Source organism: Paenibacillus sp. JNUCC 34, assembly GCF_058269055.1.
In genome coordinates this window covers 4,597,360-4,622,142 of the sequence record NZ_CM177770.1, presented here as the reverse complement: position 1 = coordinate 4,622,142, position 24,783 = coordinate 4,597,360, and the positions used below count along the sequence as shown (strand labels likewise).

The 24,783-nt window shown below is 46.5% G+C and carries 21 protein-coding genes; 15 read left to right on the top strand and 6 right to left on the bottom strand.

Annotated features, from left to right (window positions below):
• Window positions 1-68 precede the first annotated feature (68 nt).
• Window positions 69-1,745, bottom strand: a complete 1,677-nt coding sequence (locus tag AC2TF5_RS21710; protein WP_491299199.1) for an extracellular solute-binding protein — start codon at window positions 1,743-1,745, stop codon at window positions 69-71.
• A gap of 442 nt (window positions 1,746-2,187) precedes the next feature.
• On the opposite strand from AC2TF5_RS21710, the gene AC2TF5_RS21705 reads away from it, so the two are divergent.
• From AC2TF5_RS21705 to AC2TF5_RS21680, 6 genes are all read left to right on the top strand, one after another.
• Window positions 2,188-3,921 (top strand): sensor histidine kinase, encoded by a 1,734-nt coding sequence (locus AC2TF5_RS21705; protein WP_491299198.1) that lies wholly within the window; start codon window positions 2,188-2,190, stop codon window positions 3,919-3,921.
• A gap of 13 nt (window positions 3,922-3,934) precedes the next feature.
• Window positions 3,935-5,638 (top strand): response regulator transcription factor, encoded by a 1,704-nt coding sequence (locus tag AC2TF5_RS21700; protein WP_491299197.1) that lies wholly within the window; start codon window positions 3,935-3,937, stop codon window positions 5,636-5,638.
• 69 nt (window positions 5,639-5,707) lie between these two features.
• Window positions 5,708-6,988, top strand: a complete 1,281-nt coding sequence (locus AC2TF5_RS21695) for a Gfo/Idh/MocA family protein (protein ID WP_491299196.1) — start codon at window positions 5,708-5,710, stop codon at window positions 6,986-6,988.
• 271 nt (window positions 6,989-7,259) lie between these two features.
• Window positions 7,260-7,760, top strand: a complete 501-nt coding sequence (locus tag AC2TF5_RS21690) for an LURP-one-related family protein (RefSeq protein WP_491299195.1) — start codon at window positions 7,260-7,262, stop codon at window positions 7,758-7,760.
• A 21-nt stretch (window positions 7,761-7,781) separates the two neighbouring features.
• Complete coding sequence (locus AC2TF5_RS21685) at window positions 7,782-8,582, top strand: nucleotidyltransferase domain-containing protein (RefSeq protein ID WP_491299194.1); 801 nt, start codon at window positions 7,782-7,784, stop codon at window positions 8,580-8,582.
• Window positions 8,583-8,594: 12 nt separating this feature from the next.
• The gene (locus tag AC2TF5_RS21680; RefSeq protein ID WP_491302962.1) at window positions 8,595-9,095 is read left to right on the top strand and encodes a mismatch-specific DNA-glycosylase; all 501 of its coding nucleotides are present in this window, start codon (window positions 8,595-8,597) and stop codon (window positions 9,093-9,095) included.
• Between the two features lie 119 nt (window positions 9,096-9,214).
• On the opposite strand, the gene AC2TF5_RS21675 is transcribed toward AC2TF5_RS21680, so the two are convergent.
• On the bottom strand, window positions 9,215-10,078 hold the full coding sequence (locus AC2TF5_RS21675) for a 1,4-dihydroxy-6-naphtoate synthase (RefSeq protein WP_491299193.1): 864 nt from the start codon (window positions 10,076-10,078) through the stop codon (window positions 9,215-9,217).
• Entirely contained in the window at window positions 10,075-10,731 is a 657-nt protein-coding gene (locus tag AC2TF5_RS21670; protein ID WP_491299192.1) for a futalosine hydrolase, read from the bottom strand. Before AC2TF5_RS21670 ends, AC2TF5_RS21675 begins: the two co-directional genes overlap by 4 nt.
• A 193-nt stretch (window positions 10,732-10,924) precedes the next feature.
• On the opposite strand from AC2TF5_RS21670, the gene AC2TF5_RS21665 reads away from it, so the two are divergent.
• From AC2TF5_RS21665 to mmsB, 8 genes are all read left to right on the top strand, one after another.
• A complete protein-coding gene (locus AC2TF5_RS21665; protein WP_491299191.1) occupies window positions 10,925-11,683 on the top strand; it encodes a hypothetical protein in 759 nt (252 codons plus the stop codon).
• 115 nt (window positions 11,684-11,798) lie between these two features.
• Window positions 11,799-12,377: a TetR/AcrR family transcriptional regulator gene (locus AC2TF5_RS21660; protein ID WP_491299190.1), complete on the top strand. Its 579-nt coding sequence runs from the start codon at window positions 11,799-11,801 to the stop codon at window positions 12,375-12,377.
• Window positions 12,378-12,570: 193 nt separating this feature from the next.
• The gene (locus AC2TF5_RS21655; RefSeq protein ID WP_491299189.1) at window positions 12,571-13,578 is read left to right on the top strand and encodes a substrate-binding domain-containing protein; all 1,008 of its coding nucleotides are present in this window, start codon (window positions 12,571-12,573) and stop codon (window positions 13,576-13,578) included.
• Complete coding sequence (locus AC2TF5_RS21650; protein WP_491299188.1) at window positions 13,568-15,484, top strand: cache domain-containing sensor histidine kinase; 1,917 nt, start codon at window positions 13,568-13,570, stop codon at window positions 15,482-15,484. Before AC2TF5_RS21655 ends, AC2TF5_RS21650 begins: the two co-directional genes overlap by 11 nt.
• Window positions 15,481-16,707 (top strand): response regulator transcription factor, encoded by a 1,227-nt coding sequence (locus tag AC2TF5_RS21645; protein WP_491299187.1) that lies wholly within the window; start codon window positions 15,481-15,483, stop codon window positions 16,705-16,707. Before AC2TF5_RS21650 ends, AC2TF5_RS21645 begins: the two co-directional genes overlap by 4 nt.
• A gap of 237 nt (window positions 16,708-16,944) precedes the next feature.
• Window positions 16,945-18,030, top strand: a complete 1,086-nt coding sequence (gene chvE / locus AC2TF5_RS21640) for a multiple monosaccharide ABC transporter substrate-binding protein (RefSeq protein WP_491299186.1) — start codon at window positions 16,945-16,947, stop codon at window positions 18,028-18,030.
• 61 nt (window positions 18,031-18,091) lie between these two features.
• Window positions 18,092-19,621: a multiple monosaccharide ABC transporter ATP-binding protein gene (mmsA, locus tag AC2TF5_RS21635; RefSeq protein ID WP_491302961.1), complete on the top strand. Its 1,530-nt coding sequence runs from the start codon at window positions 18,092-18,094 to the stop codon at window positions 19,619-19,621.
• Window positions 19,605-20,771, top strand: a complete 1,167-nt coding sequence (gene mmsB, locus AC2TF5_RS21630) for a multiple monosaccharide ABC transporter permease (protein ID WP_491299185.1) — start codon at window positions 19,605-19,607, stop codon at window positions 20,769-20,771. The genes mmsA and mmsB overlap by 17 nt, the downstream gene beginning before the upstream one ends.
• 66 nt (window positions 20,772-20,837) lie before the next feature.
• Here the strand turns inward: mmsB and AC2TF5_RS21625 are convergent, their stop codons facing one another.
• Window positions 20,838-21,428, bottom strand: coding sequence for a M15 family metallopeptidase (locus AC2TF5_RS21625; RefSeq protein WP_491299184.1), 591 nt, complete (start codon window positions 21,426-21,428; stop codon window positions 20,838-20,840).
• Window positions 21,429-21,981: 553 nt separating this feature from the next.
• On the opposite strand from AC2TF5_RS21625, the gene AC2TF5_RS21620 reads away from it, so the two are divergent.
• Window positions 21,982-22,506: a hypothetical protein gene (locus tag AC2TF5_RS21620; protein WP_491299183.1), complete on the top strand. Its 525-nt coding sequence runs from the start codon at window positions 21,982-21,984 to the stop codon at window positions 22,504-22,506.
• Between the two features lie 126 nt (window positions 22,507-22,632).
• On the opposite strand, the gene AC2TF5_RS21615 is transcribed toward AC2TF5_RS21620, so the two are convergent.
• Together AC2TF5_RS21615 and AC2TF5_RS21610 are read right to left on the bottom strand one after the other, a co-directional pair.
• The gene (locus AC2TF5_RS21615) at window positions 22,633-23,820 is read right to left on the bottom strand and encodes a MalY/PatB family protein (RefSeq protein ID WP_491299182.1); all 1,188 of its coding nucleotides are present in this window, start codon (window positions 23,818-23,820) and stop codon (window positions 22,633-22,635) included.
• A 23-nt stretch (window positions 23,821-23,843) separates the two neighbouring features.
• A complete protein-coding gene (locus AC2TF5_RS21610) occupies window positions 23,844-24,767 on the bottom strand; it encodes an AEC family transporter (protein ID WP_491299181.1) in 924 nt (307 codons plus the stop codon).
• Window positions 24,768-24,783: the final 16 nt, after the last annotated feature.

Here is a 24,783-nt window from a genome sequence, read left to right as displayed (position 1 = left end):
TCGCTGTGTTTCTCTGTATAGAAAGAGGGACTGACTTCGATCAATCCCTCCATCGGTCTTTCTAAACATTATTTACTCGCTGCGTACCATTCGTTAACTTCTTTCGTAATTTCGTCGCCACCAAGTTTTTTCCACTCGCCAACGAATTTGTCGAACTCATCAACAGACACTTGGTTCATGATGATTTTGAAGTACACTTCGTCACGCTTCTTCGTCAAGATTTCTTGACGCTCTGCCATTGTTTGCGTAGGAGCCCCGTAGAATTTGTTTTGCAGGTATTCTTCATTTTGCTGGATTTTAGGAACATTAGAAAAAGCGCCGTTCGGACCCGAAATCAGGTATTCCCACCACATGTTGATGTCACTGCCGTCAACATATTTCATTGCACGCTCATAACGCGTTTTTTGGTCTTTTGTTTCCAGAATGCTAGTATCTTTCGTTTCGATCGCTTTCGGCAAGATATCGCCGTTGTTATCGATTTGTTTGCCTACGCGAAGCGGGTTAAGCAACCAGTAGTTGCTGCCTTTTTCTTTCAGATCTTTACCGTATTCGTAAACTTTTTGTTCTTCAGTCGGATGAGTCTGCGTCACGATGTATTGGTTCAGCAATTTGATAACGCCTTCAGGATGCGCAGCATTTTTGTTAATCACATAGTACTCGTCAACACCTAAGCCGATTTGGTTGAGCGTTGGGTTGCTGTCCACGGAAGGAATCGGGTACACCCCCCATTCTTGAACAACTTTACCGTCTACAACTGCGCCTTTAGCCAGCTGTGCCGGTGTCCAGGAAGCGCCGAATACAAGACCTATATTGTTGTTGTAAAGAAGCTCAGCTTCTTTATCGGCATCTTTAACCGAGAACTCAGGATCAATCAGACCCTTTTTGAACATATCTTGAAGCGCTTTAAGTGCATCTTTCACTTGCGGTTGAATGTCACTGTTCATAAGTCCGCCGTTTCCATCTTCTATCCAGTGGTTTTCATAAGCATGGTAACCGTTAAGGAATGCACGTAATCCGGTTACCCCTGTGTCCACACTGAATGGGTTTTTACTTACCGCAATACCGTAAGCTTTACCTGAGCCGCCTGGATCTTTCGTCTTGAAAGTTTCAGCGATCGTCATCAGGTCAGCCATTGTCTTCGGTTCTGGCAGATTCAACTCTTTTAGCCAGTCTGTTCGTACGAACAAGTATTGATATTGGTAAGGATTATAAGAGCTCGGAATCCCCATTAATTTGCCGTCGAACGTGGCCGTTTTCATCTGCATGCCACCGTCCATCGTCAAAAATTTCTTCGTTTCATCCGTCGCGTATTGGTCATACACATCCGTGATGTCCATGATCATGTCCGCTTCCGTTAGTTCTTTCAATTGTGTTGCATTCACACGCGCGAAGTCCGGCAGGTCGTTGGATGCAATCGTCATTTTTAATTTTTCTTTGAACTGATTGTCATCTGCCGCAATCCATTTGTTCGTAATCTTTACGCCGATATCTTTCTCATAAGCGTCATACACGGCATTCTTATCGAAAGTTTCGCCCTCGTCGAATTTAAGATACGGGTCGCTTGGTGAAACCGTCGAAACTTCAACGACTTGATTCTCATCTTCTTTCTGTTCCTGCTGTTGCGTCGCCTCAGGCTGTTTCTCTGCCTCTTTCGTGCCTTCATTATTGTTGTTGGAGTTACCACATGCGGTCAGTGCCAAGCACAGAATCAGGGTAACGATCAACAAGATTTTATTGCTTTTCATACAAACCCTCCCCATTGTTCTCAATGTGTGCGCTGCAGTTGATTTCTCTTTATGATCCTTCCTGTTTTAAGTATAGAAAAGAGCCCATCTCCATTCTATATACTAGTCTTTACTTTCGTATACACCTCTTGATATTGAAATTGCCAAGAGCATCGATCCATTCCTGCAGCGATTTTTCATTAAGAGGTTGTTCAAAAAGTCCGCTTTTGATCACGAAGTGAATCAGGAAGTGGGCTCGTCATCGAATCTTGAATTCAGCCGGTCCTTCCGGTGCTCACGTACCCAAAACGTACGCTCCGCTCCTCAGTCCCTAGCTTCATCCAACCTTCTCGGTGCTGAAAACCGACCTTTTTGAACACGCACATTAAAGGAATTGTGATGGGGAGTGTCAAAGAATAATCATTCAGGATTCTTTACCAATACTTTTGCGGGAGAGTATACAATGAGGATTATGAAGAGACTGAAGGACTCCTCCATTTCCAAAAAAATTATGGCTGCCTTTATGGCAGCGCTGCTTCCACTGATGGCTATCACTTGGCTCATTAACGATAAGGGCGCTGACAGCATCAAAACGGAACGCTCACAGGCGATTCTGGGTACGGCCAAGTATTACTTAGACTCCCTGAATAAAGAAGCGGACCGGATTATTCAATATCTACCCAATTACATCACGGATCGTGACTTAATGGAGATTGCTGCGATAGGTGATGAGATGTCTTACTATGAAAGGGCTCAGAAGATAATCGAAATTCAGAAACGTCTTAACTTGATGAAAGATTCGAGCCCTTTTATAAAAGAAGCGAAAGCGTATGTGCCATTACTGGACAGAACACTACTCAGTGGCAATTATGAAACGTCTATCGACCGCCAGGAATATGAAGCGATTCAGCCAAACAACCGAGGCTATAATGAGCCTTTTATCTATTGGCAGGATCGGATTTTCCTCAGCATGCAATACCCAGCCAATTTGCTGCAGGAACCGATATTTGTTATCGGTGTGGAGCTTTCTCCCCACAAAATCAAAGAGTCTATGTCTCAAGTCAGTAACTCGTTTGGCGGGAACAATATGCTGCTTAATATCGATCGAGGTTGGCATATTCAGAGTCAGGAAGACCCGGATCTGGTGGAAACCGTCACAAATTTTATTACGGAAAAAAAAGAAGCAGGGGAAAAGGAAGGTTATGATACCATTCGTAGCGGGGATGAACGTTATCTGGCTGTCTATAACTACTCGGAGCTGTGGAATTCATATTCAGTAAGCTGCATTCCGGAAGAAAGCTTACTCGGACCGATCCAGAAATATCGGGTATGGTTTTGGTGGGCGTGCGTGCTTGCCATTTTTGTTGTCATCTTCTTCTCCTATTTTCTGTTCCGGTTGATTTATCGCCCACTCCTGAAACTCGTTAGTTCGTTTCGGCGAGTGCAGCAGAACCGGTTCGAACCGATAACGATTGACCGGGGACAGGATGAGTTCGGGTACTTGTATTTGGCTTTTAACAACACGATCCAATATTTGAAGACGTTGATCGAGGAAAATTATGAGCAGCAAATCCGCAATCAGCGCTCGGAACTTAAACGGCTGCAATCGCAAATCAATCCTCATTTTTTGTACAACTGTTTTTTTGTATTATGCAGGCTAATCAAATCTGAGGATAAGGATAAAGCGTATCAATTTTGTCTTTACATCGGTGAATATTTTCATTTTATAACCCGTAATGATGAAGATGAGATCCCGCTTTCGCTTGAGGTTAAACATTCCCGTACTTATGTTGATATGCAAACAGTATGTTATGGGGATCGCATCCGTGTCACATTTAAAGATGAAGCACCAGAAATTATGGTTCCAAGGCTTGTTCTTCAGCCGATTATTGAGAACGCCTACAAGCATGTATTTGGAAATATGCTGACGAACGGAGAACTTCTGATATACTGTGAACAGAACGAGGAGGAAGTTGTATTCTATGTGGAGGACAACGGCCAGGGTATTACGGATGAAGTCATTGATAACCTGAACATGAGGTTAAAGCGATCTGCGGATGATCGTATGGAAGAGACAACAGGTCTTGTCAACGTACATCGCAGAATTCAGCTTCGTTATGGCTCTCATTACGGGATCACGATTGAACGATCAGTGCTGGGAGGATTAAAAGTAGGGATTCATATGAATAGCACCTAGAGGAGGGATTGGAATGTACCGACTGCTCATTGTAGATGATCTCCCCATTATTGTGGATGGTCTGTTTGAGCTGTTCGAGCAGACAGAACATCTGAAGTTGGATATACTGAAAGCGTATTCAGGTGAGGGCGCACTTGAAGTGCTGGAAAAACATCAGATTGATATTGTCATTTCCGATATAAAAATGCCGGGACTTGAAGGTATTGGTCTTCTGCAGAGCATTAAAGCCCGCTGGCCGAAGTGCAAGGTCATATTTCTTACAGGTTATAACGATTTTCATTATGTACAGAGCGCGATCAAATATGGTGGGTTCGAATATATATTGAAGATTGAAAGCGACGATAAAATTATAGCTTCAGTAGAAAGAGCTATAGAGGAGCTGAACGAAGAGAACGAGCAAAGGGAGATGATTGAAAGGGCTAATGAACGCATGCGTCGGGCTATGCCATCACTTCAAAGGGAGTATATCGGGGCCATACTTCAGGGCAAGCAGGTGACAGACGCCCAATTAATTCGGCATTTCCAGGACATCAGCATATCGATGCAGGCTCATTTACCCGTCATGCTGCTTCTTGGCAGAGTGGATACATGGAAGGATGTGTTAACGCCACTGGATAAAGCCTTGTTCATTTACGCGTTGCAAAACATTGCCGATGAATTATTGGTTGACCATGTTCGCGTGTACTCTTATGTGTATGATCAGGGCAAAATCGTCTGGTTCATCCAGCCTGGGACAGACAGTCTGACACACACACCGCCAAACTCTCACGACTGGAGAAAAACCTATGTAGAAGTAAGCGGTAGACTGGAGAGAATTCAGCTAGCTTGCAGGAGGCTGCTTCATTTGTCTGTATCTTTCGTTCTCAGCAGCGAACCGGTAGCCTGGAACGACGTTTCGGACCGTTATCATATGCTGAAATATAATTTCATCCATGGTTTAGGTTTAACAAGCGAGGTGATATTGACAGATTCAGATTTCCGGAACAGTGAGACAGCTTGTAACCAACAGAATGACTATTTCTATCTAAACCGGATGCAGCTTCTTGGAAAATGTCTTGAAAACAATCACCGTGACGAATTTTTTAACATATACCACGATTTAACGAAATTGTGGAACGACGAGAGTTTTCCTAATGAAAGGAAAAAGGAACTGTACCACTCTCTATCGGCTGTATTTTTGGCTTATATTAATAAAAGCGCTGAACTGAAGGAATATTTGAATACCGAGCACGATTTGTCGCCGTTGTTTCAATATGGAGAACCAGATTCTTGGGTTATCTTGAAGGAATACTTTTGCGAAATCGCAGTTTCCCTGTTTGATTGGATCGCTGAGCAAGGGGAGCTTCTGCCAGCCGAACTCGTACAGAAGGCGCATCGTTATATTGAAACGCATATTTCCACAGACATATCACTTAACGCGATTGCGGATCATGTCGGCCTGAATCCGTCATATTTTTCAAGATTGTATAAACAAATGACGGGAACCGGGATATCCGATTATATCAATGACTACAGAAATCTAAAAGCGAAGGAGTTACTGCTGGGCAGCAGCATGAAGGTGAATGAGATTGCGCTGTCGCTTGGTTACAATTCCGCGCTTGCGTTTATCCGTTTTTTTAAAAAGCAGAACGAAACGACACCCCAGGAGTACCGAAGCAGGGGCAGGTCGGAAAAATCGAAAGCCCCAAAGTCAATAAATGTATACGAAAGTAAGTAATAATCTCTTTAAGCTCCTTGTCCGCCCAAGTACAATCAGGTCATAAGCTGGACATTAGGAGGGGTAACATTGAAGACTATAACAGCTGTTTTGTTAGGAGCCGGCAGTAGAGGACGTTACATATACGGGCCTTACGCCGAAAAATATCCCAATGAACTTAAAATCGTAGCTGTTGCAGAGCCTGATGATGGGCGCAGAAACCATTTTGCAGCAATTCATGGAATTTCGGAAGAATATGCATACGATTCGTGGGAGCAGGCTTTCGATCAAGGACGAATCGCCGATGTCATGATCATCAGTACACTTGACCGTTTGCATTACATCCCGGCATTAAAGGCGTTAAAGCTTGGATACCATGTTCTACTCGAAAAGCCGATGTCTCCCGACAGAGAAGAGTGTATTTCTCTTGTGAAAGCAGCAGAAGAGCATGGCAGACTGTTGATTGTAAGTCATGTATTGCGGTATTCGTTATTTTGGGACCGGATCAAAAACTGTATTGAAGCAGGTGAAGTCGGCAAAATCGCATCCATTCAGCTGTCAGAGAACGTCGGATACCGGCATATGACACATAGTTATGTGCGCGGCAATTGGCGGGATTCGAACGAGACCAGTCCGATGATTTTGGCGAAATCATGCCATGATCTTGATATCATCTCCTGGCTCATGGGAGAGAGATGCATGAGGGTAAGCTCTTTTGGATCACTGCTTCATTTTAAGGAAGAGAACGCGCCGGAGGGCTCAGCAGATCGCTGTATCAACGGTTGCGAGGTGGAGAAAACCTGTCCTTTCTCTGCACTAAAATTGTACATTCAGCCACCGGAACATCCGTGGGCTCGCTATATGACAGAGGATCTATCACACGAGGGAATACTAAGAGCGCTTAGAGAAGGACCGTTTGGGCGATGTGTGTACCGTTGCGATAATAATGTGGTTGACCATCAAGTTGTAAATATGGAGTTTGCAAGCGGAGCAAATGCGGCTTTTGTCATGTCAGGCTTTACGGATAAAGAAGGGCGAAAGGTACAGATCATGGGCACACACGGAGAAATTCGAGGTGACATGGAAACAGGCGCCTTCACTTTATACCGTTATTCAACAGGAGAAGAGATCGACTTTCACTGTAATACTGGAGGGGACGGTCATGGGGGCGGTGATGTACGTATGATCAGTTCTTTCTTGAAGGATGTTCGTCAATTTGGCAGCGAAAGTCAGGCAGCTGGGCTGACTTCGGCCGGCGCTTCCCTGCAAAGCCATCTGATGGCTTTCGCCGCGGAACAGTCTCGATTGGAACAAGGAAGACCGATAGCGATACCTGATGTGTTGAACATGAAATCTGAGATGAATGTATAGATTGTTATAAAAAAACGCTGATGTCCAAGTGGCACCAGCGTTTTTATTGTGTCAAATCATAGGATGGTAAAGTCATACAGATAAGGTGTGGATTGTTACTTTGCCTCAACGATTACACTTCCATACAGCTGCCCATCGATACTTGCCATCAATCTCCATAAGCCTGAAGAAGGCAGACTCATCCAACATGCGGGCTAAGGCACGCAGGATGGAAAGTTTTATACTGTAACGTATAATGAAGATAAAATTATAAGAAAGGAGAAAGATCAAGATGGGATTATTTTTTAAAGATAACTTTTTTAATTCAGGTGAAACGAGCGTGATGAATGAAGCGGGAGAGATCGTTGGAACTGTAGATTTGAAAAGCTCTTTCGGTTCCTCTCTGGATGTGTATGATGAGACCGGAATGAAGGTTTACAGCGGTTCGTTCCGTTTTTTCTCGAATAAATGGGAAGTGTGTGATCGTAATGAATATGAACTCGGTGTGCTGCGAATGCGGATGAGCTTTTTCTCCAAGAAATATGAGTACGATGCCGGTGAAAGAGGTATTTATGAAATTACGTCCCCGGCGTTCTCCAAGGAATACGAGATCCAGGGTGAGGGCGGACGCTGCGTTGCCATGTTTCATCGTATCAGTGGATGGCTGCAATCCGGAGCTTACCACCTGAAGAACGATAGTCATCACCTAGACGATTGGGAATTGATTGCCGTCGTTATGGGGGTACATGCGATTCAAAAAAGGGTTAACAGCAGTGGATCTGCTTCCACGTAGAACGTAAGGAGGGTTTAAAGGATGAACGACATGAATGCTGTCATCACAGAGCAGCTGCGGAATATAGAGCATGAGGAAGAGATAATCATCCTTTATGCCTGTGAGTCTGGAAGCCGATCATGGGGATTTTCTTCCCCCGATAGTGATTACGACGTACGGTTTCTATATGTAAGACCCGTTGATTGGTATTTATCTATATTTGAGAAGAGAGATGTAATCGAGCGGCCGATTAGTGACAGACTGGATATTAACGGGTGGGACCTGAAGAAGGCTCTAAATTTATTCCGTAAATCCAACCCGCCCCTGCTGGAATGGCTTGAGTCACCTATACAATACCTGGAACATACATCCGCCGCAGAGCAGATTCGAGGGTTGTCTCCGCTGACCTTTTCGCCAAAATCTTGTCTGTACCATTATCTTAACATGGCCAAGGGAAACTATCGCGATTATCTGCAAGGGGAACAGGTGAAGATTAAAAAATATTTCTACGTGCTTCGCCCGATTCTTGCCTGTCTCTGGATTGAGAAATACGATAGTATGCCGCCGATTCAATTCGAGAATCTGGTGGAGAGTTTAATACCGCGTGATAGTGAACTTTACAGTGAAATCTATCAGCTGATTCAGCGGAAGAAGTCAGGTGAAGAACTTACACTTGAGCCGCGTCTTCCGTTAATCAATAATTATTTGGAGAAGCAAATCAAGTATTATGAAGCTGTTGCTCAGCGTATGCAGAGCTCCAGCCTTGACCGTGTTTCAGATGAAGAATTGGATCGTTTGTTCCGCAGTATTCTGCAGGAAGCCTGGCATAAGGAGGTAGAGTGAGTGGACGAGGTTATGGATCATCTGGATTACGGACTATCGGTTCTCTTCATTGGCTTCAATCCAAGCCTGCGCTCTGGTGAAGTGGGTCATCATTATGCGAATCCACGTAACAATTTTTGGCGTATTTTGCACCGGTCGGGTCTTACCGCTCGTCTGTATGACGCCTCTGAGGATGGGGAACTGTTGAAGCTTGGATACGGTTTTACGAATATTGTAGCCAGGCCAACCCGGGGAGCTGAGGATATTACACGGGATGAATATGAGCAGGGACGTGAAATACTGCGGGCCAAGCTTGAGCAGTACCGACCGAGAATTGCGTGTTTTGTTGGTAAGGGGGTCTATACGGAATTTAGCCGGAGATCACAGGCCCATTGGGGCTTTCAGACTGAACCTGTTGTGAAAGAGGTGCATGAGTTTGTCGCTCCTTCATCCAGTGGCCTGGTCCGGATGCCCATGGATGATATTGTAGGGATATATCGGCAGCTTAGCGATTTTATAGAGAATGAAGGATGATCAGAGAACGGAGAAACAAATGGTGAGGAAAAGCCCTGAAACATCGGCTGCGCTGGGAACAACAAAGAGGAACGCAAGAGTTCATGATGAACTTCGGCGTTCCTCTTTGTATTATTGCTTTAGCGCAGCTTGGCAGGATCTATTCTTGGAACAAGCCCTTCGTCTGCCGCACGGCTTAACAGTGCGGATACAGCGGCATATCCATCTTCCCCGAGGTTCGCAGTAAATGGATTTACATACAATCCAATATGCGCCTCTGCCACTGCCGTCTCCATCTCTTGTGCATGATCCAGAACATAGTCACGGGAAGCTTCGGGATGGGCCCAGGCGTATTCCACCGAGGCACGTGTCCATGCCGCAATCTGATCAAGATCAAGCGAACGACGTGCAATGATGGCGCCGAGCGGAATGGGAAGACCGGTGTCAGACTCCCACCAGCTTCCGAGATCCGTCATCAGATTCAGACCATAAGAAGGATAGGTAAAGCGGGCTTCATGAATAACAAGCCCCGCATCAACTTCCCCATCGCGAACGGCAGGCATGATCCTGTCAAATGGCATGACGATAATTTCACCGATTCCGCCTGGAACGTTCTGTGCGGCCCACAGCCGGAACAACAAGTAAGCGGTGGAGCGTTCGCTTGGAACGGCAACTTTTCGTCCGGACAGGAATGCCGGATCAGCTGCTTCAGAGGCTGAGTCTGTGGCGTTCGCGGCTCCGCCTGTCAGCAGGAGCGGGCCGCAGCCGCGTCCAAGTGCGCCCCCGCAAGGGATCAGCGCATACTCATCGAGCACCCATGGCAGAGCAGCATACGATATTTTTAGGACGTCATGGTCATTGGAACCTGTATCCGCGGCCCAATGGTTCGTGATATGGATGTCTGCATAAGACACTTCCAGCTCAGGGGCGCCGGGAATCAGGTTATGTACCCAGGCGTGAAATACAAAAGTGTCATTTGGACACGGTGAAAACGCAATTTTCATGTCAGCACCTCCGATAGTTGTGAGATTGCAGCTTCCAGCGCCTGCAGCGCTTGAGGGATCTTCCAGGCATCCCGGTCACGCGGACCTACAGCGTTGGAGATTGCGCGGATCTCTAGTACAGGTAGTCCGAAATCCTGTGCGGCTTGAGCCACTCCGAATCCCTCCATAGCCTCGGCAACCGCACCAGGAACGCGGGTAGTTAGTGCTTCAGCCGTTGCTTTTGTACCGGTTGTGGTCGATACGCTGAGAATTGGACCGCATGCTGCTATCAGACCGGCTGCTTGCAGCGCTTCGGTCAGCTGAACCGCGAGTTTGGATGGCGCCTGAATATAAGCTGATCCGAAACCGAGTTTGTCCACGCTGAGAAATCCATCAGGTGTCTCGGAGCCGAGATCTGCGGCGATGATATCACTTGCGACCACCAGAGATCCGACAGGGGCCTGTCCAGGAAATCCGCCACCAATACCGGCACTGATCACTAATTTATAATGGCCTGTCGCCAGAGCTTTAGCTGTACTCGATGCTGCAGCCGCAGGACCGACTCCCGCCGCAATGACCTCATAACGGTCGTCGCCAGCCAGACCGCGGAGCACGGCCTCACTCTCTGCGGCAACGGCTGTGACGATCAGAATTTTTTGTGCAGATTCATTCATAAGCTTTCTCTCCCTCATAAAGCTGTTTGCATATTACGTATGAACTTAACGTTAAATGGTTCTGGTTCCATTGTAAAGCAGGGGATAAGAATTAAAGTTGTCGAAAAACTGGATATGAAATACTGTTCAAGACTTCAGGAATACATATAATGGTAATATAGGGAGTTACTTGTTCATAAGAAAGGATCAACAAATGATTAAAAAAGCTGGTGTGATAATTTTGTTTGTTCTGGTAGTTGGAATGGTAACAGTTTATTTTGATAATAGCTCAACCGCTAAACGGGTAATGGAGGCTGTAGAAGAGAACCTACCGGACGAAAATGTGAAAAAACAAGAAAGGTCGGCAAGACCCTGGCTAACGGAGGACGAGCGTATCAACTTTCTTGGAAAACCTACGTTAATCAGCATGAATGGGAGCGTATTGCTGAGTCATGGAGCGATCGAAACCGCCAGCAAGCGGATACTGAAGCAGCTTACCGACGTTAATCAGTTTGAAATATACGGTTCCAGTACGGACAGTTATCAGTTTTTGGCGGTTTATGATGTAACAGAGACACTTCCTGCAACGGTCAATCAGCATCTAGGAAATCATGTTGTACATAACATCATGGGACCTGACTTTGAAAATATACAATTGGATTTAAAAGGGTACTCTCTATTCTTATCCTACTTTAGGAGTACAGACGGCAGCTTTCAAAAAATTATGGAGGCCCGCTGGCTACCGACGGAATTAAGAGAGTCCGAGTTACAGTATGAGCGGTACGATAAGCAGATGAATCTTAGGATCAAGCCAGATGCTTCGGATGACAACGAATATTTGAACGATGCCCCCCGATCTGATATGGAGCAGCAGTTCAGGGAACAAAGACTTGAAAGAAGGTATATAGCCAGGGATCAGTACTTGCTTCAAGATTCTAATGGCAAAGCTGCGGTCATTCCTTTTATGGAATAGGTAATTGACGGATGCACGCTATATTTTGGCTGACTGCATTCTTTCATTCTAGCAAGCATATGGTGCATGGAGTATAATGAGTACACATCCAGATAGAGACGGAGGTTCGATAGCTTTGAGAAAAAAGGGTGCAAATGGACAAGAAAGTAGAGCAAGATTGCTTACGGTTGCCGCCAATGAGTTTGCGCGGTCTGGTTATCATAAGACAAAAATCAGCACCATTGTTTCCCAGGCAGGACTGACCCAGCCGTCATTCTACCTGTATTTCGATAGTAAAGAAGCTGTATTTAACGAACTGATGTTGAAATTCCGCTCTCAGTTGAAGGAACTTATTGCAGACGGCCGCTTGGAAGCCGGGATCAGCCGTGGAGATGTGCCGGGTCGGATTACAGCAGTCCTGAGTAGTCTGTTTGAATTTCTGGAGAGAGATCCGGACTTGACCCAGATCGGTTTTTTTATCGGACAGGAAGCCAGTGAGGTCAAGAAAGAACTTACAGCTATGATCGAACAGAACTTGAAGGCTGAGCAAAAGGACGGGTATTTTCAGCAAGAGGCCAATATGACCATCATAGCAGAATGCCTTGTAGGAACGATTGAGCGGTTGACCCTGCAACAGCTGTTGACTGGCATATGTACGCCTGTAGACCTGGCTCATCAGGTTGTGAATTTATATATGTTCGGAATTACGGCTTAAAGGTCCAAAAGGGCCAAAAGATAGAATCTTCAAGAGGAGGGGGCGATGTTCCCTTCTTTTTCAGTTGTTATTAGACGCAGTGTCATCACCTTGCCATCCGCCGGGTTGGATTGTTTGGACATGATGCGTTATATTACATAATGTGTTATGAATGCGATTACATTGTTGGATCGAAAACGAGGGGGCGCAAACGTTGAAGAAGATGATGCTTGTGTATGCTGCGCTGATCGTAGCTTTTTTAGTATATGTCTTCGGGTTCAGACCGCAAAATGATCAAGCTGCCAATTGGCAGGATGGTGGCCTCCGCGGCAGCATCGGTGAGAATTATGTGATGGTTACATTTGAATCTGGTATGGAATATTGGAGGAGTGTACTGAAAGGATATGAGGACGGGGGCGATGCCCTGGGGGTATCGGTAGATTACCGTGGAGCTACACGAAATGACATAGAGGAGCAAATCACTGTACTCGAGCAGGTTATCGCCAAAAAGCCTGCTGGCATCGCGCTGTCTGCCAAAGATCCGAAATCACTGACCCCGACGATCAATAAAGCGGTAGAGGCGGGTATTCCTGTCGTACTGTTCGATGCGGATGCACCCGGAAGCAAGGCATACTCTTTCTTAGGAACAGACAACTATAACGCAGGGGTTCTCGCTGCTGACAAGATGGCGCAAGTTATGGGCCGCACCGGCAAAGTGGGCATCATCACCGCACCTGGTCAGCAGAACCATGATGACCGTACCCGTGGATTCCGGGAGACCATCACTTCTCGATATCCGGCCATGTCAGTTGTGTCGCTGGAGGATGGCAAACAGGATGCTGTCGCATCACGGGATGCTGCTAATGAGATGCTGAAGCGGGTGCCTGATCTGGACGGTATTTTTGTCACTGATTCTGTTGGCGGCCCAGGTGCAGCAGAAGCCGTACAGAATCTAAATCGGGCAGGCGATATTCGAATCATAGCATTTGACACAAATAAGAGCACACTGGACCACATATCGGATGGTACGATTACAGCATCCGTTGCTCAGGGGACGTGGAATATGGGCTACTGGTCACTGCAGTATTTGTTCCATCTCCATCATGGTCTGACTGTACCGGCTCCCACTCTCGGAAATGATGTGTCACCGCTGCCAGCGAGAGTAGATACGGGGCTATCCATCGTTACGCAAGAGAATGTGAACAATTATTATGCGAAATAGCGACTCTAAGGGATGGCAGCTTCCATGGAATCGGCGGAAATTTTTCCGGCTTGGCGATCAGCCATTGCGGTATCAGCTTATTATTCTGTTTCTGCTGATCAGCATTTTGCCTTCTATCGGCCTTGGAATGCTAGTGAACTGGACGGTGAATTTGATTGTAGACCGGCAGGTGACGGCAAATACACTGCAGCTGATCGGGAAAGTGAACCAGACTCTCGATAACGACATGGAGAATTTGCAAAATATAACATATCTCATTGGATTTGATAATGGTGTTCAAAAATTTCTGGATGGCGATATTTCAAGCCGCGAGAATCGGGAGATCTCGCCTGGCCGAACTCACGTTAAAGATGGAAATGTTGGTGAGCTATATGATATCCGGCAGTTTTTACAAGGTTTTACGACTCTTTACCCGGAAATAGCCGCCATTTTGGTCGTCAACAATAATGGAGATTACATCAGCAATGAAATGTATGCAAGGTCCAAGAGAAGTTTGACGGAGGAAGTCTGGTACAAAGAAGCGGTAAAACGTGAGGGTTTATTTACAGTGCTCGGTCATCCGTCTGAGCGGAATGTGACGACACATGTTCATTTTACATCACAGGAACTGGTAACCGTTGTTCGATCCTTTGTGGACCCTAATACCCGGGAGACGATGGGGGTAGTTCTGATCGATTTAAAGCTCCGTACTGTATCCCAGGCTGTAAGAGATGTCTCGCTTGGCAAAAATGGCTACCTGATGGTGACGGAAGCGAACGGAGGCAATATATACAGGCCGAACAAGACCTATGTGGAGGAACTTCCGGTTTCCTGGTTCGGAGGGCAGGATAGCGGAAGCTTTACTCGGAAGGTGGAAGGCCAGGAACTTCAATTTATTCACAGTATCTCCCCCTTTACTGGTTGGAGAACGGTGGGCGTGTTCCCAACGAGTGAATCAGCTCTTGAGGTAAGAGAAATTCGCTTTTATGTTATCAGCTTTCTGTTTCTCGTCTGTCTGTTCGGTGTAACGGCTTCCTATACACTTTCTCAATCCATTTCAAGGCCGATCCGGCAGCTGACGTCCTTCATGCAGAAGGCCGAGTCCGGCGATTTGACGATTCGGTATTGGGGCAATCGGCAGGATGAGGTCGGGATGCTCGGACGTAGTTTTAATCGGATGCTGAGGCAGATCCGCAATCTGATGAGACTTACTGAGCTGAAGGAACGACAGAAGCGGGAGGCTGAACTGAGGAGCCTGCAGGCGCATATCAAACCGCATTTTCTGTACAACACGTTGGATACGATCCATTGGATGGCTAAGAAAAAAGGTGCTGAGGATGTGTCGGACATGGTGGAGGCGCTATCACGGCTGTTTCGAATCGGCCTTAGCAAGGGCGAGGATATCATTCCGATCAAGGATGAATTTGTTCATATATCAAGTTATATGCAAATCCAGAAGACAAGGTATCGCGACAGGTTGCAGTACTCTTTGGCAACGGTTCCTGAAGTTGAAGATCTCTATGTTTTGAAGTTGCTTCTGCAGCCTATCGTAGAGAATGCTATCTATCATGGCATTAAAGCTCGCAGAGGCCCGGGGAGCATTGAGATCAAGGCGGAGGTAGATAAAGGATGTCTACTGCTGATGGTAATAGACAATGGTGCCGGTATGCCGCCGGAAACCCTTGAGCAGTTGCGCCGCAAGCTGGAGGATCCTTTTGCCGCTATAGAAGAGAACTCTGCCGAGAACGAACGATCAGGGCGAAGTTATGGAATGTTGAATGTCCAGGCACGGATCAAGCTAACCTTTGGAGAGCAATACGGCATTACGTTAGAAAGCACAGAAGGAGAGGGAACGACAGTGTACATCAAGCATCCGCTGCTGCACACCTTGCCGCCGGCTCCTGTAAAGGAGGATCAATCATCATGAGAACAAAATATCGGGTCCTCATTGCGGACGACGAACCTATTATTCGCGAAGGAATACGTGATGTGGTTGATTGGGAAAGCCTTGGGATGGAAGTGGCCGGGGAAGCGGAGGATGGTGAGGAGGCACTGGAAATCGCTCTGCTAGAGCATATTGATATTTTGCTCGTCGATATGAATATGCCGATTATGAACGGCATCACTTTGATGAAGCAGCTTAGGGAGGAAGGTCTAGACTGTCGGTTTGTCATTATTACCGGACATGATGAGTTCGCTTATGCACAGGAAGCAATCCGGCTTGGTGTGAAAGATTATATCCTGAAGCCAGTGAATGCGGCACACTTGCATGAAGTGCTCCGGAATGTGCGTAACGAGCTGGATGCACTGCATATTCAGAGCGAATACTTGAAGCTTGCATCAGAACAAATCCAAAAAAATATCCCGTTGCTGAGGGAACGTTTCTGTCTGGAATGGATCGGCGGACAGTTTGAAGAGGACGAGATTATGGAGCAGCTTGAATTTCTGGACCTGCCGTCAAAGTCACCGGCCCATTTCGGTGTTGTACGCTGGCCTGAGACGACCGTAAATCAGCCGCTGATGAAAGAAAATGATAGACAGCTATATCTTTTTGCGATAGAAAATATTGTGTCCGAGCTGATTCGTCCGATACCTCATATTCAGTTCAGAGATTCGCTTGGATTAATTAGCGTATGCTTATGGGATGAGTTGCCTGTAGAAGCAGTTACCGGTATAGAGCGTGCGGTGCAGCAGTATTTGAAGCTTAGCGTGAATGTGCATTTCGAAGCGGTAGCAGAAGGGGTTTCCAGTATTCCTGTGGTGTACGAGTCATGCCGGGAGGCGGTGTTCCGGGAGGCGCAACTGTCTCCACTCGTACGGAGGGCAAGACAGCTTATTCATGATCAATACGCAGCTCCTGGTCTGACGCTGGATTCATTTGCGGCTTCACTTCAAGTGTCTCCAGTCTACTTAAGCCGAATGCTGAAGAAGGAGCTTGGCACTTCATTTGTTACCTTCATTACACAGACAAGGATCCGCAAAGCGATTCAGCTGCTGAATTCAACGGATCTGACCATCCACGAAATTGCAGAGAAGGTCGGTTATGACACTCAGCATTATTTCAGTACAGCCTTTAAAAAGGTCATGGGCGTTTCGCCTAACCGTTACCGAAAGGGAGCCGCGTTCCAAGAGGAGCAGGGCGACAGATAGACTTGGTTATAAGAGTAATATCGTTTCTAATATGACGTCCCGAATTTACCTCGGGGCGTCTTTTTGTATGAAATCATGTCGATTTATGAAGAATAGTCTGAATTTTATAAAAAAGGTTGTATACGTGAAAAGACCCATCCCTGACCTGAGTGATATCATTTTGTGTACAGAGAGGCTTACGCATCATTGACCTATTGAAAGCGCTCTCCACTTAAGAATCGGAAAGGGGAAGAACCGATGAAAAGAGGAATGTTAGGGTTTCTTATACTCACCATGATGATGGCCCTGACCGCCTGTAACCTGGCTGAAACCGGAACCGGCAATAAAGATAAAGGCTATGTAGGCCTCGCGATGCCGACCAAATCGTCGGAACGTTGGGTAGCTGACGGTCAGAACATGGCGCGTTTATTCGAACAAAAAGGATATAAAACGGATCTGCAGTTTGCAGAGGACGTTATTGAGAACCAGATTTCCCAAATCGAGAACATGATCACTAAGGGGGTAGACGTTATTGTCATCGCTCCGATCGACGGTAACACCCTGACCGATGTAATCAAGAAGGCTCACGATCAAGACATTGAGGTCATTGCTTATGACCGTCTGATCCGGAACACGGAATACTTAAGCTATTACGCAACCTTTGATAACTTCCAAGTTGGAGTACAGCAAGCTTCCTACATTGAAGAAAAGCTCGGACTTAAAGACGGAAAAGGGCCGTATAACATTGAGCTCTTCGGCGGTTCACCTGATGATAACAACGCATACTTTTTCTATGACGGAGCGATGTCCATCTTGAAGCCGTATATCGAATCCGGCAAGCTCGTTGTTCGAAGCGGGCAGACGACGATGGCTCAAATCGCGACCCTCCGCTGGGACGGAGCACTTGCCCAGGCACGGATGGATAACCTAATCAGTGCTAACTATTCCCGCGAACAGCTGGATGCGGTGCTGTCTCCATACGATGGAATAAGCATCGGGGTCATTTCATCACTCAAGGGTGTCGGTTATGGTTCTGCCAAAAAAGCAATGCCGATCATTACCGGACAGGATGCCGAGCTAGCGTCCATTAAATCGATTGTAGCCGGTGAACAGACACAGACCGTGTTCAAAGACACACGAAAACTTGCAGAGCAGGCCGTTAAGATGGCAGAGAGTATTTTGCAAGGGAAAGAGGCAGAGGTAAACGATACAGAGTCTTACGACAACGGACTTAAGGTCGTTCCCGCTTATCTGCTCGATCCGGTTTCTGTAGACGCTTCCAACGTCGAGGAAGAAATCGTGAAGGCGGATTACTATACGAAAGAAGAAATCGGAATAAAATAGCGCCACGCTTACTATCGAAACCAAAGGACGGTGAACCATCGTGTCAGAATACATTCTGGAAATGAAGAACATTACGAAAACGTTTCCCGGTGTTAAAGCGTTGGACAATGTCAATCTAAAAGTCCGGGAAGGCGAAATACATGCGCTGTGCGGAGAGAACGGTGCCGGTAAATCCACATTGATGAAGGTGCTTAGCGGCGTTTATACGCATGGAAGTTATGAGGGAGACATTCTTTTTAAAGGCAAGGTTTGTGAATTTAAAAATATTAAGCAGAGTGAAGAGCTCGGCATCGTTATTATTCACCAGGAGTTGGCTTTGATTCCATTCTTGTCGATTGCGGAAAATATTTTTCTTGGGAACGAACGGGCACATAAAGGAATCATAGATTGGAACGAGACGATTAACGGTACGAAGGAATTGCTTGAAAAAGTAGGACTTACAGAGAATCCGAATACGAAGGTTGAAAATATCGGTGTTGGTAAACAACAGCTGGTCGAAATTGCGAAAGCGCTATCAAAGAAAGTGAAACTTCTTATCCTGGACGAGCCGACTGCGGCGCTAAACGAAGATGATAGTGAGAATCTGCTGGACCTTATGCTTGAATTCAAAAAGCAGGGAATCTCCTGTATCCTTATCTCCCACAAACTGAACGAGGTATCAAAGGTATCGGATTCCATTACGATTTTGCGTGACGGTAAAACGATCGAGACCCTTGATATGAAGGGCGGACAAGTGAATGAGGACCGGATTATCAGCGGTATGGTTGGACGTGACCTGACGAACCGTTATCCGGAGCATGAGTCGAATATTGGGGAGACGATCCTGGAAGTCAAGGATTGGACGATTTATCATGAGCACCACGCTGACCGTAAGGTGCTTGATCATATCAACCTGAATATCCGGCGCGGCGAGATTGTAGGTATTGCAGGACTGATGGGAGCGGGCCGCACGGAGCTTGCGATGAGTATTTTCGGAAAATCATATGGCCGCAATATCACCGGTACACTTCGCAAGAACGGTAAGGAAATTCAGAATAACACAGTCACACAGGCGATTGACAACGGTTTTGCTTATGTGACGGAGGATCGGAAAGATTACGGACTCATCCTGATCGATGATATCAAACGCAACATTTCCCTGACAGGACTGCCGAAGCTGACCCGCAACACGGTCATTGACGATAAGCAGGAAATATTGGTGGCTGAGGATATGCGGAAGAAGCTGAAGATCAAGACACCGAACATTTTGCAAAAAACGGGTAATCTGAGCGGCGGTAACCAGCAGAAGGTTGTCCTGAGTAAATGGATTTTCTCCGAGCCGGATATATTGATTCTCGATGAACCTACACGGGGTATTGACGTCGGCGCTAAATACGAAATATATACGATCATCAACCAGTTGGCTGATGAGGGCAAGGGTGTGCTGGTTATCTCTTCGGAGCTTCCGGAAATTCTCGGAATTTGTGACCGGATCTACGTCATGAACGCAGGACGGATCACGGGAGAAGTAAACAAGGAAGATGCCTCACAGGAGACGCTCATGAGATACATGACCAAGACAGGAGGGGTTCAGCGTGGAAACGTTGGTTAAAATGTTTAAGAACAATATCCGTCAGTACGGAATGATTGTAGCCTTAGTATTTATTATGATTTTATTCGAGATCCTGACAGGCGGGCTTCTGCTGCAGCCGATCAACATTACGAACCTTATTTTGCAAAACAGCTACATTCTCGTGCTCGCGATCGGAATGGTGCTCGTTATAATCACCGGGCACATCGATTTGTCCGTCGGATCGGTAGCGGCGTTTGTCGGTGCAGTTTCCGCCATTATGATGGTGGACATGCAGCTTCATCCGGTCGTAGCTGTGATCGCTTCGTTGATTGTTGGAGGATTGATCGGTGCATGGCAGGGGTTCTGGGTGGCCTATGTTAGAATACCGGCCTTTATCGTAACGCTGGCAGGTATGCTACTGTTCCGCGGACTTACGATGATCGTGCTGGAAGGACAGTCGATTGCACCGTTCCCTGCAGGCTTCCAGAAGATCAGTTCCGGGTTTATTCCCGACTTCGGAAGTACTGGATTGAATCTGGTGGCTATATTGGCAGGTATTGTACTTACAGTAATCTACATCATGAATGAGCTTCGTGACCGTAAATCTCAAAAGAAATACAATTTTGATGTCATTTCGAACGGTTTGTTTACCTTGAAGGTTGTGCTTGTAGCGGCAGTGATTAACGCCTTCACTTTTATGCTCGCAAGTTATGAAGGGATTCCTAACATTCTGCTTCTGCTGTTCGTTCTGATCGTCGTTTACTCCTTCGTTATGAACAAAACGGTTATGGGACGCCATGTGTATGCACTCGGGGGCAATGAAAAAGCAGCAGCACTGTCCGGTGTCAAAACGAAAAAGGTGACGTTCTGGGTATTCGTTAACATGGGCGTGCTCGCAGCAATCTCTGGTCTGATCTTTGCAGCCCGCCTGAACGCAGCTACACCAAGAGCCGGTACGAACTTCGAGCTTGATGCAATCGCAGCTGCTTTCATCGGCGGTGCATCGGCAACCGGCGGTATCGGTACCGTATTCGGCGCCATCATCGGTGGTTTGGTCATGGGTGTTCTGAACAACGGTATGTCACTCGTGGGCCTTGGGATTGACTGGCAGCAGGGCATTAAAGGTCTGGTCCTTTTGGCAGCTGTAGCGTTCGATATTTACAACAAAAAGAAAACTAGAGCCGTGTAAGTAGGGGAAAGGAAGAAGCCGCAGATCAATAGTGATCTGCGGCTTTTGTTTATATGAAATTTATGATCACTTCGACGCCTCCAAATATTCATGTGCGTCCACCGGAGGGCGTTTTCCGCGCTTCAGGTCGCGTATGGTAAGGCCGAAATCCATCTGGAGATGAGGATAATCCGGGAAGTTGGTCCAATCGCCACCCCACTGGAAACCAAGATCTTTGGCAATCGCCACGACCTCCATCCAGTCGGATTTACCGTTTCCGTTACCGTCATACTCCATATCCCAGATGACACTCCCATCCTTCAATTGGAGGGCAAAATCGATAGCAAGGCCGTAATTATGCATAGACTCACCGGCCTGCGCGTTGGTAACGATGTCACCGTTCGTGCTTCGTCCTTGCTTGTATAAACGGTTCTGCTCTTCGTCACTTCGGTAACCATCTGTAATGATAATTTTTATTCCAATCTCCCTTGCCTTTGCGACAAGTTTATTCTTCTGCTCAAGCACAACAGGATGGAGATCGGTAACCGGAGGACCGTCTTCTTTATCCAAATCCGGCAAAATATCAGGAATGGACGTTGACAGCTGCATATATATAATGGCTAGCAATATCGTAATGATAATGATAGTTGTCGATTTTTTGCGTTTCACTTTTGCCATATCGTTTTCTGCCTACCTACTTTCAAGCATTTAATATCTAATAACGATTATATCGGTTATTTAGTCTTCATTCCAATAGATCCATTTTCCAAGTCTAACGAATCTATCGACATAAAGCCTTTTTTTTGATAGTGATGGTAATATATCCAGACCGTTTTTCTATGACGGCATAAGATAGATTATCAAGAAAAGGAGGTTGATAAATGAGGCTATGTGTATAGTATTCGACAGGGCCAGTAGAAAATGCGATCAAAGTTGCGACGCTGTCGAGTGAGTCCAGAATGTTTTTTGTAAAGGCGGTGAATAACGGTCAGTCCAGCGCTAGAATTGAAATCAAATTGTTCCGTTTGTAAAGTATATTAAATGCACGTAACCTCCACCGAACGTGCACCCATGTTGATCTCTTTAAATAAATACCCATGTCCTCTATTAGTGGGCATGGGTATTTTGCGTCGGTGAAACGGACAAGTGAACTTGATGTATAAGGATAGAACGATTTCTACATGCTAAAAACAAACAATATGTACATAGTTTGTTAAAGGGGAGACTTTATATGACGAGTGTTCAATCGATAGCAAGCCAATTGAGCCAGGTATCCAGGGTACTGACAGAAATGCAGCAGAGCGGAAATTGTGATCAGCTGGCCGTTGTATTAAACGATTTAGGTGAGATGGATGCAGCGCTAAAGAGCGCCCAGTCCCAAATTACACCTGAAACTTCGGATACCTTGAGGCAAGATTTAGTCAATTGTCGTATGGCGCTTTATGGAATGCAAAACATTGTCTCGGAAATTCGTTCTGATACTGCACAGCGGTACCGTCAGGTTCTTGGAGATCAGAAGGCCTCGTTTGAACAAATGAATGAGCCAGACCAGCAAAGTGCTTACCCTGAGGCATATCAGCACAGACAGGTGTTTAAACAGATGGATGAGGTAAGCGGACATCTCCATCAGCTGAACGGTGCGATTATGGATGTCGGTTATCAGGCGGGACGTGAGCAAAATGGGGCCGAGACGGTGTACGGAGACATCGAACAAAACGACTTGACATCAGGTACGGACACGACTAGTTGGTCTTGACTCAGCATTAAAAATATCACTCTTATTACTAAGAAATGTTTATCTGCAAGCCGATTATAGCGTCAGTGACACAATAAAGAGGGACCCTTAACGGAGTCCCTCTTTATTGTGGCTATAATATTCGTTTTATTCAGCTTCTTTACGCCACTGTGTAATCGCAGCGTTCAGACGTGACATGGCTTCTTCCGCTGTAGCGCGGGTACAGGCCATATTCATACGCATGAAGCCCTCGGCGTTTTTGCCAAAAGTAACACCTCTGTTCATGCCAATCTTGGCCTTCTGAACGAGGAAGCGGTTCAAATCTTCATCACTCATCCCGAGCCCTCGGAAATCAATCCAGAGGAGGTAAGTGGCTTGTGGTAGCTTTACCTTCACCTCAGGCATGTGTTCTTGAATAAAGTCTCTAATGTACTCCATATTCCCCCGGACATAGGACAGGAGAGCGTCCAGCCATTCTCCGCCTTCACGGTAAGCAGCTTCTGTAGCAGCGGCACCCATTGGAGTAATTGACCCGAGCGCGTAGCGCTGCAGCGCTTTGTCGAATCTACGGCGGAGTGTATCATTCGGAATGATGATGTTGGCCGTGTTCAATCCGGCAATATTAAATGTTTTGCTCGCAGCTGTACAGATGAAGGAGCGCATTGCTGCGTCTTCTGAAAGAGAGGCGAATGGCGTGTGTGATCCTGCCTGGTAGATCAGGTCGGCATGGATTTCATCTGATACGACAAGTACGTCATATTGTTCACACAAAGACGCTATACGGGACAGCTCTTCTCTGGTCCATACCCGGCCGACCGGATTATGGGGACTGCACAATATGATCATTTTCACCCGTCCGCCGGATAAACTCCGCTCGAGGTCCTCGAAATCCATCACGTAATCGCCTTGTTCAGTCAGAATTAGTGGATTCTGTACGAGCTCACGTCCATGATCTTTCACGACACTGTAGAAAGGAGGGTATACAGGTGTCTGGATGATAACCTGATCACCAGGCTCTGTGAATGCTTCTACGATCAGACTCAGTGCTGGAACTACACCGGGGCAGTACTGAATCCATTCCGGTTTAATGTTCCAGTTATGGCGCTTTTCCATCCAGCTGGTGATCGCTTCGTTGTAGGTTTCGGTTTGAAGTGTATAGCCGAATACACCATGCTCGACACGGGCATGCATAGCACGAACAACGGCTGGCGGTGCAGCGAAATCCATATCTGCGACCCACATCGGAAGGGCGTCATCCACTCCGAAAACGGTCGGTATGATATCCCATTTTAGGGAAGCGGTACGGGTGCGGTTAATAGTTAAGTCAAAATTCATGTGATCTCCTCCAACGAATATGATTAAGCTACAAGCTTGGCTAAGGAAATTAAGCCTGTGATGGTTATAACATTCAGTATGGTCGACAAGAGCACGGTTTGTGCAGCAAAATCGGGTTCATTCTGATATTCCTCCGCAAGGATGGATGTATTCACACCAACCGGCATCCCTGAGGCGATAATAAGGGCTTGGGCGGGAATTCCCTCAAGACCAAGAGTGAACACAATGAGAACTCCAATGGCTGGAGCTACAAGCAGCCGGAGTGCTACACTGAGATACACATCGAATCTGCGCAGCCGGAGCGGATACTTGATAATTTGAGCACCTAGCGTGAGCAGCGCGATAGCTACCAAGGATTGGTCTGCATACACCAGTGGCTGGGACACGAAGACAGGCAGCGGTACGGCTAAGGCATGCAGCAGCAGCCCCAGAATCAGCGCGTAGGGTACCGGCATTTTTAGAAAGCCGATGATTGCGTGTCGGTATAACCCTTCGGTTTTTGCACCCTGGATGGAAATGACGCCATAGGTGAAGGTAAGCAGACTTTGAAGGGACATAATCAAGGCTTGAACAGAGCCAGCCAAGGGGTCACCTTTAAACACAAGGTCATTGATCGGAAGTCCGTAGTTTCCCGAATTGTCCAAGATAAGGCTATTAGAAAACGCAGCCCTCATTCCGCGGCTAAATTTGCGGCGTGTGGCGGTGATACGTCCAATGATATAAAGAGCGGTTACATATATTGCATAGAACAGTGTGACGGTTCCCAGCAATTTGGGTGACATTTCAGATTCATACATGCTCATGAATACAGCAGCTGGTGTAATGTAGTAAAAGTTGATCTTGGCCAGCGTATACAGGTCAAGCTGAAATGCCCGTTGCATCAGAATTCCGATTCCGATCAGGACAAAAATGGGTAGGACTACTTCCAGAATAATGTCAGTAATCATAGATGTTGTTCATCTT

What these genes read in the sequence shown, in the direction of transcription:
- AC2TF5_RS21710 (WP_491299199.1), bottom strand. Translation starts at nt 1,745, where the DNA reads ATGAAAAGCAATAAAATCTTGTTGATCGTTACCCTGATTCTGTGCTTG.
- AC2TF5_RS21705 (WP_491299198.1), top strand. Translation starts at nt 2,188, where the DNA reads ATGAGGATTATGAAGAGACTGAAGGACTCCTCCATTTCCAAAAAAATT.
- AC2TF5_RS21700 (WP_491299197.1), top strand. Translation starts at nt 3,935, where the DNA reads ATGTACCGACTGCTCATTGTAGATGATCTCCCCATTATTGTGGATGGT.
- AC2TF5_RS21690 (WP_491299195.1), top strand. Translation starts at nt 7,260, where the DNA reads ATGGGATTATTTTTTAAAGATAACTTTTTTAATTCAGGTGAAACGAGC.
- AC2TF5_RS21685 (WP_491299194.1), top strand. Translation starts at nt 7,782, where the DNA reads ATGAACGACATGAATGCTGTCATCACAGAGCAGCTGCGGAATATAGAG.
- AC2TF5_RS21680 (WP_491302962.1), top strand. Translation starts at nt 8,595, where the DNA reads ATGGATCATCTGGATTACGGACTATCGGTTCTCTTCATTGGCTTCAAT.
- AC2TF5_RS21675 (WP_491299193.1), bottom strand. Translation starts at nt 10,078, where the DNA reads ATGAAAATTGCGTTTTCACCGTGTCCAAATGACACTTTTGTATTTCAC.
- AC2TF5_RS21670 (WP_491299192.1), bottom strand. Translation starts at nt 10,731, where the DNA reads ATGAATGAATCTGCACAAAAAATTCTGATCGTCACAGCCGTTGCCGCA.
- AC2TF5_RS21665 (WP_491299191.1), top strand. Translation starts at nt 10,925, where the DNA reads ATGATTAAAAAAGCTGGTGTGATAATTTTGTTTGTTCTGGTAGTTGGA.
- AC2TF5_RS21650 (WP_491299188.1), top strand. Translation starts at nt 13,568, where the DNA reads ATGCGAAATAGCGACTCTAAGGGATGGCAGCTTCCATGGAATCGGCGG.
- AC2TF5_RS21645 (WP_491299187.1), top strand. Translation starts at nt 15,481, where the DNA reads ATGAGAACAAAATATCGGGTCCTCATTGCGGACGACGAACCTATTATT.
- chvE (WP_491299186.1), top strand. Translation starts at nt 16,945, where the DNA reads ATGAAAAGAGGAATGTTAGGGTTTCTTATACTCACCATGATGATGGCC.
- mmsA (WP_491302961.1), top strand. Translation starts at nt 18,092, where the DNA reads ATGAAGAACATTACGAAAACGTTTCCCGGTGTTAAAGCGTTGGACAAT.
- AC2TF5_RS21625 (WP_491299184.1), bottom strand. Translation starts at nt 21,428, where the DNA reads ATGGCAAAAGTGAAACGCAAAAAATCGACAACTATCATTATCATTACG.
- AC2TF5_RS21620 (WP_491299183.1), top strand. Translation starts at nt 21,982, where the DNA reads ATGACGAGTGTTCAATCGATAGCAAGCCAATTGAGCCAGGTATCCAGG.
- AC2TF5_RS21615 (WP_491299182.1), bottom strand. Translation starts at nt 23,820, where the DNA reads ATGAATTTTGACTTAACTATTAACCGCACCCGTACCGCTTCCCTAAAA.
- AC2TF5_RS21610 (WP_491299181.1), bottom strand. Translation starts at nt 24,767, where the DNA reads ATGATTACTGACATTATTCTGGAAGTAGTCCTACCCATTTTTGTCCTG.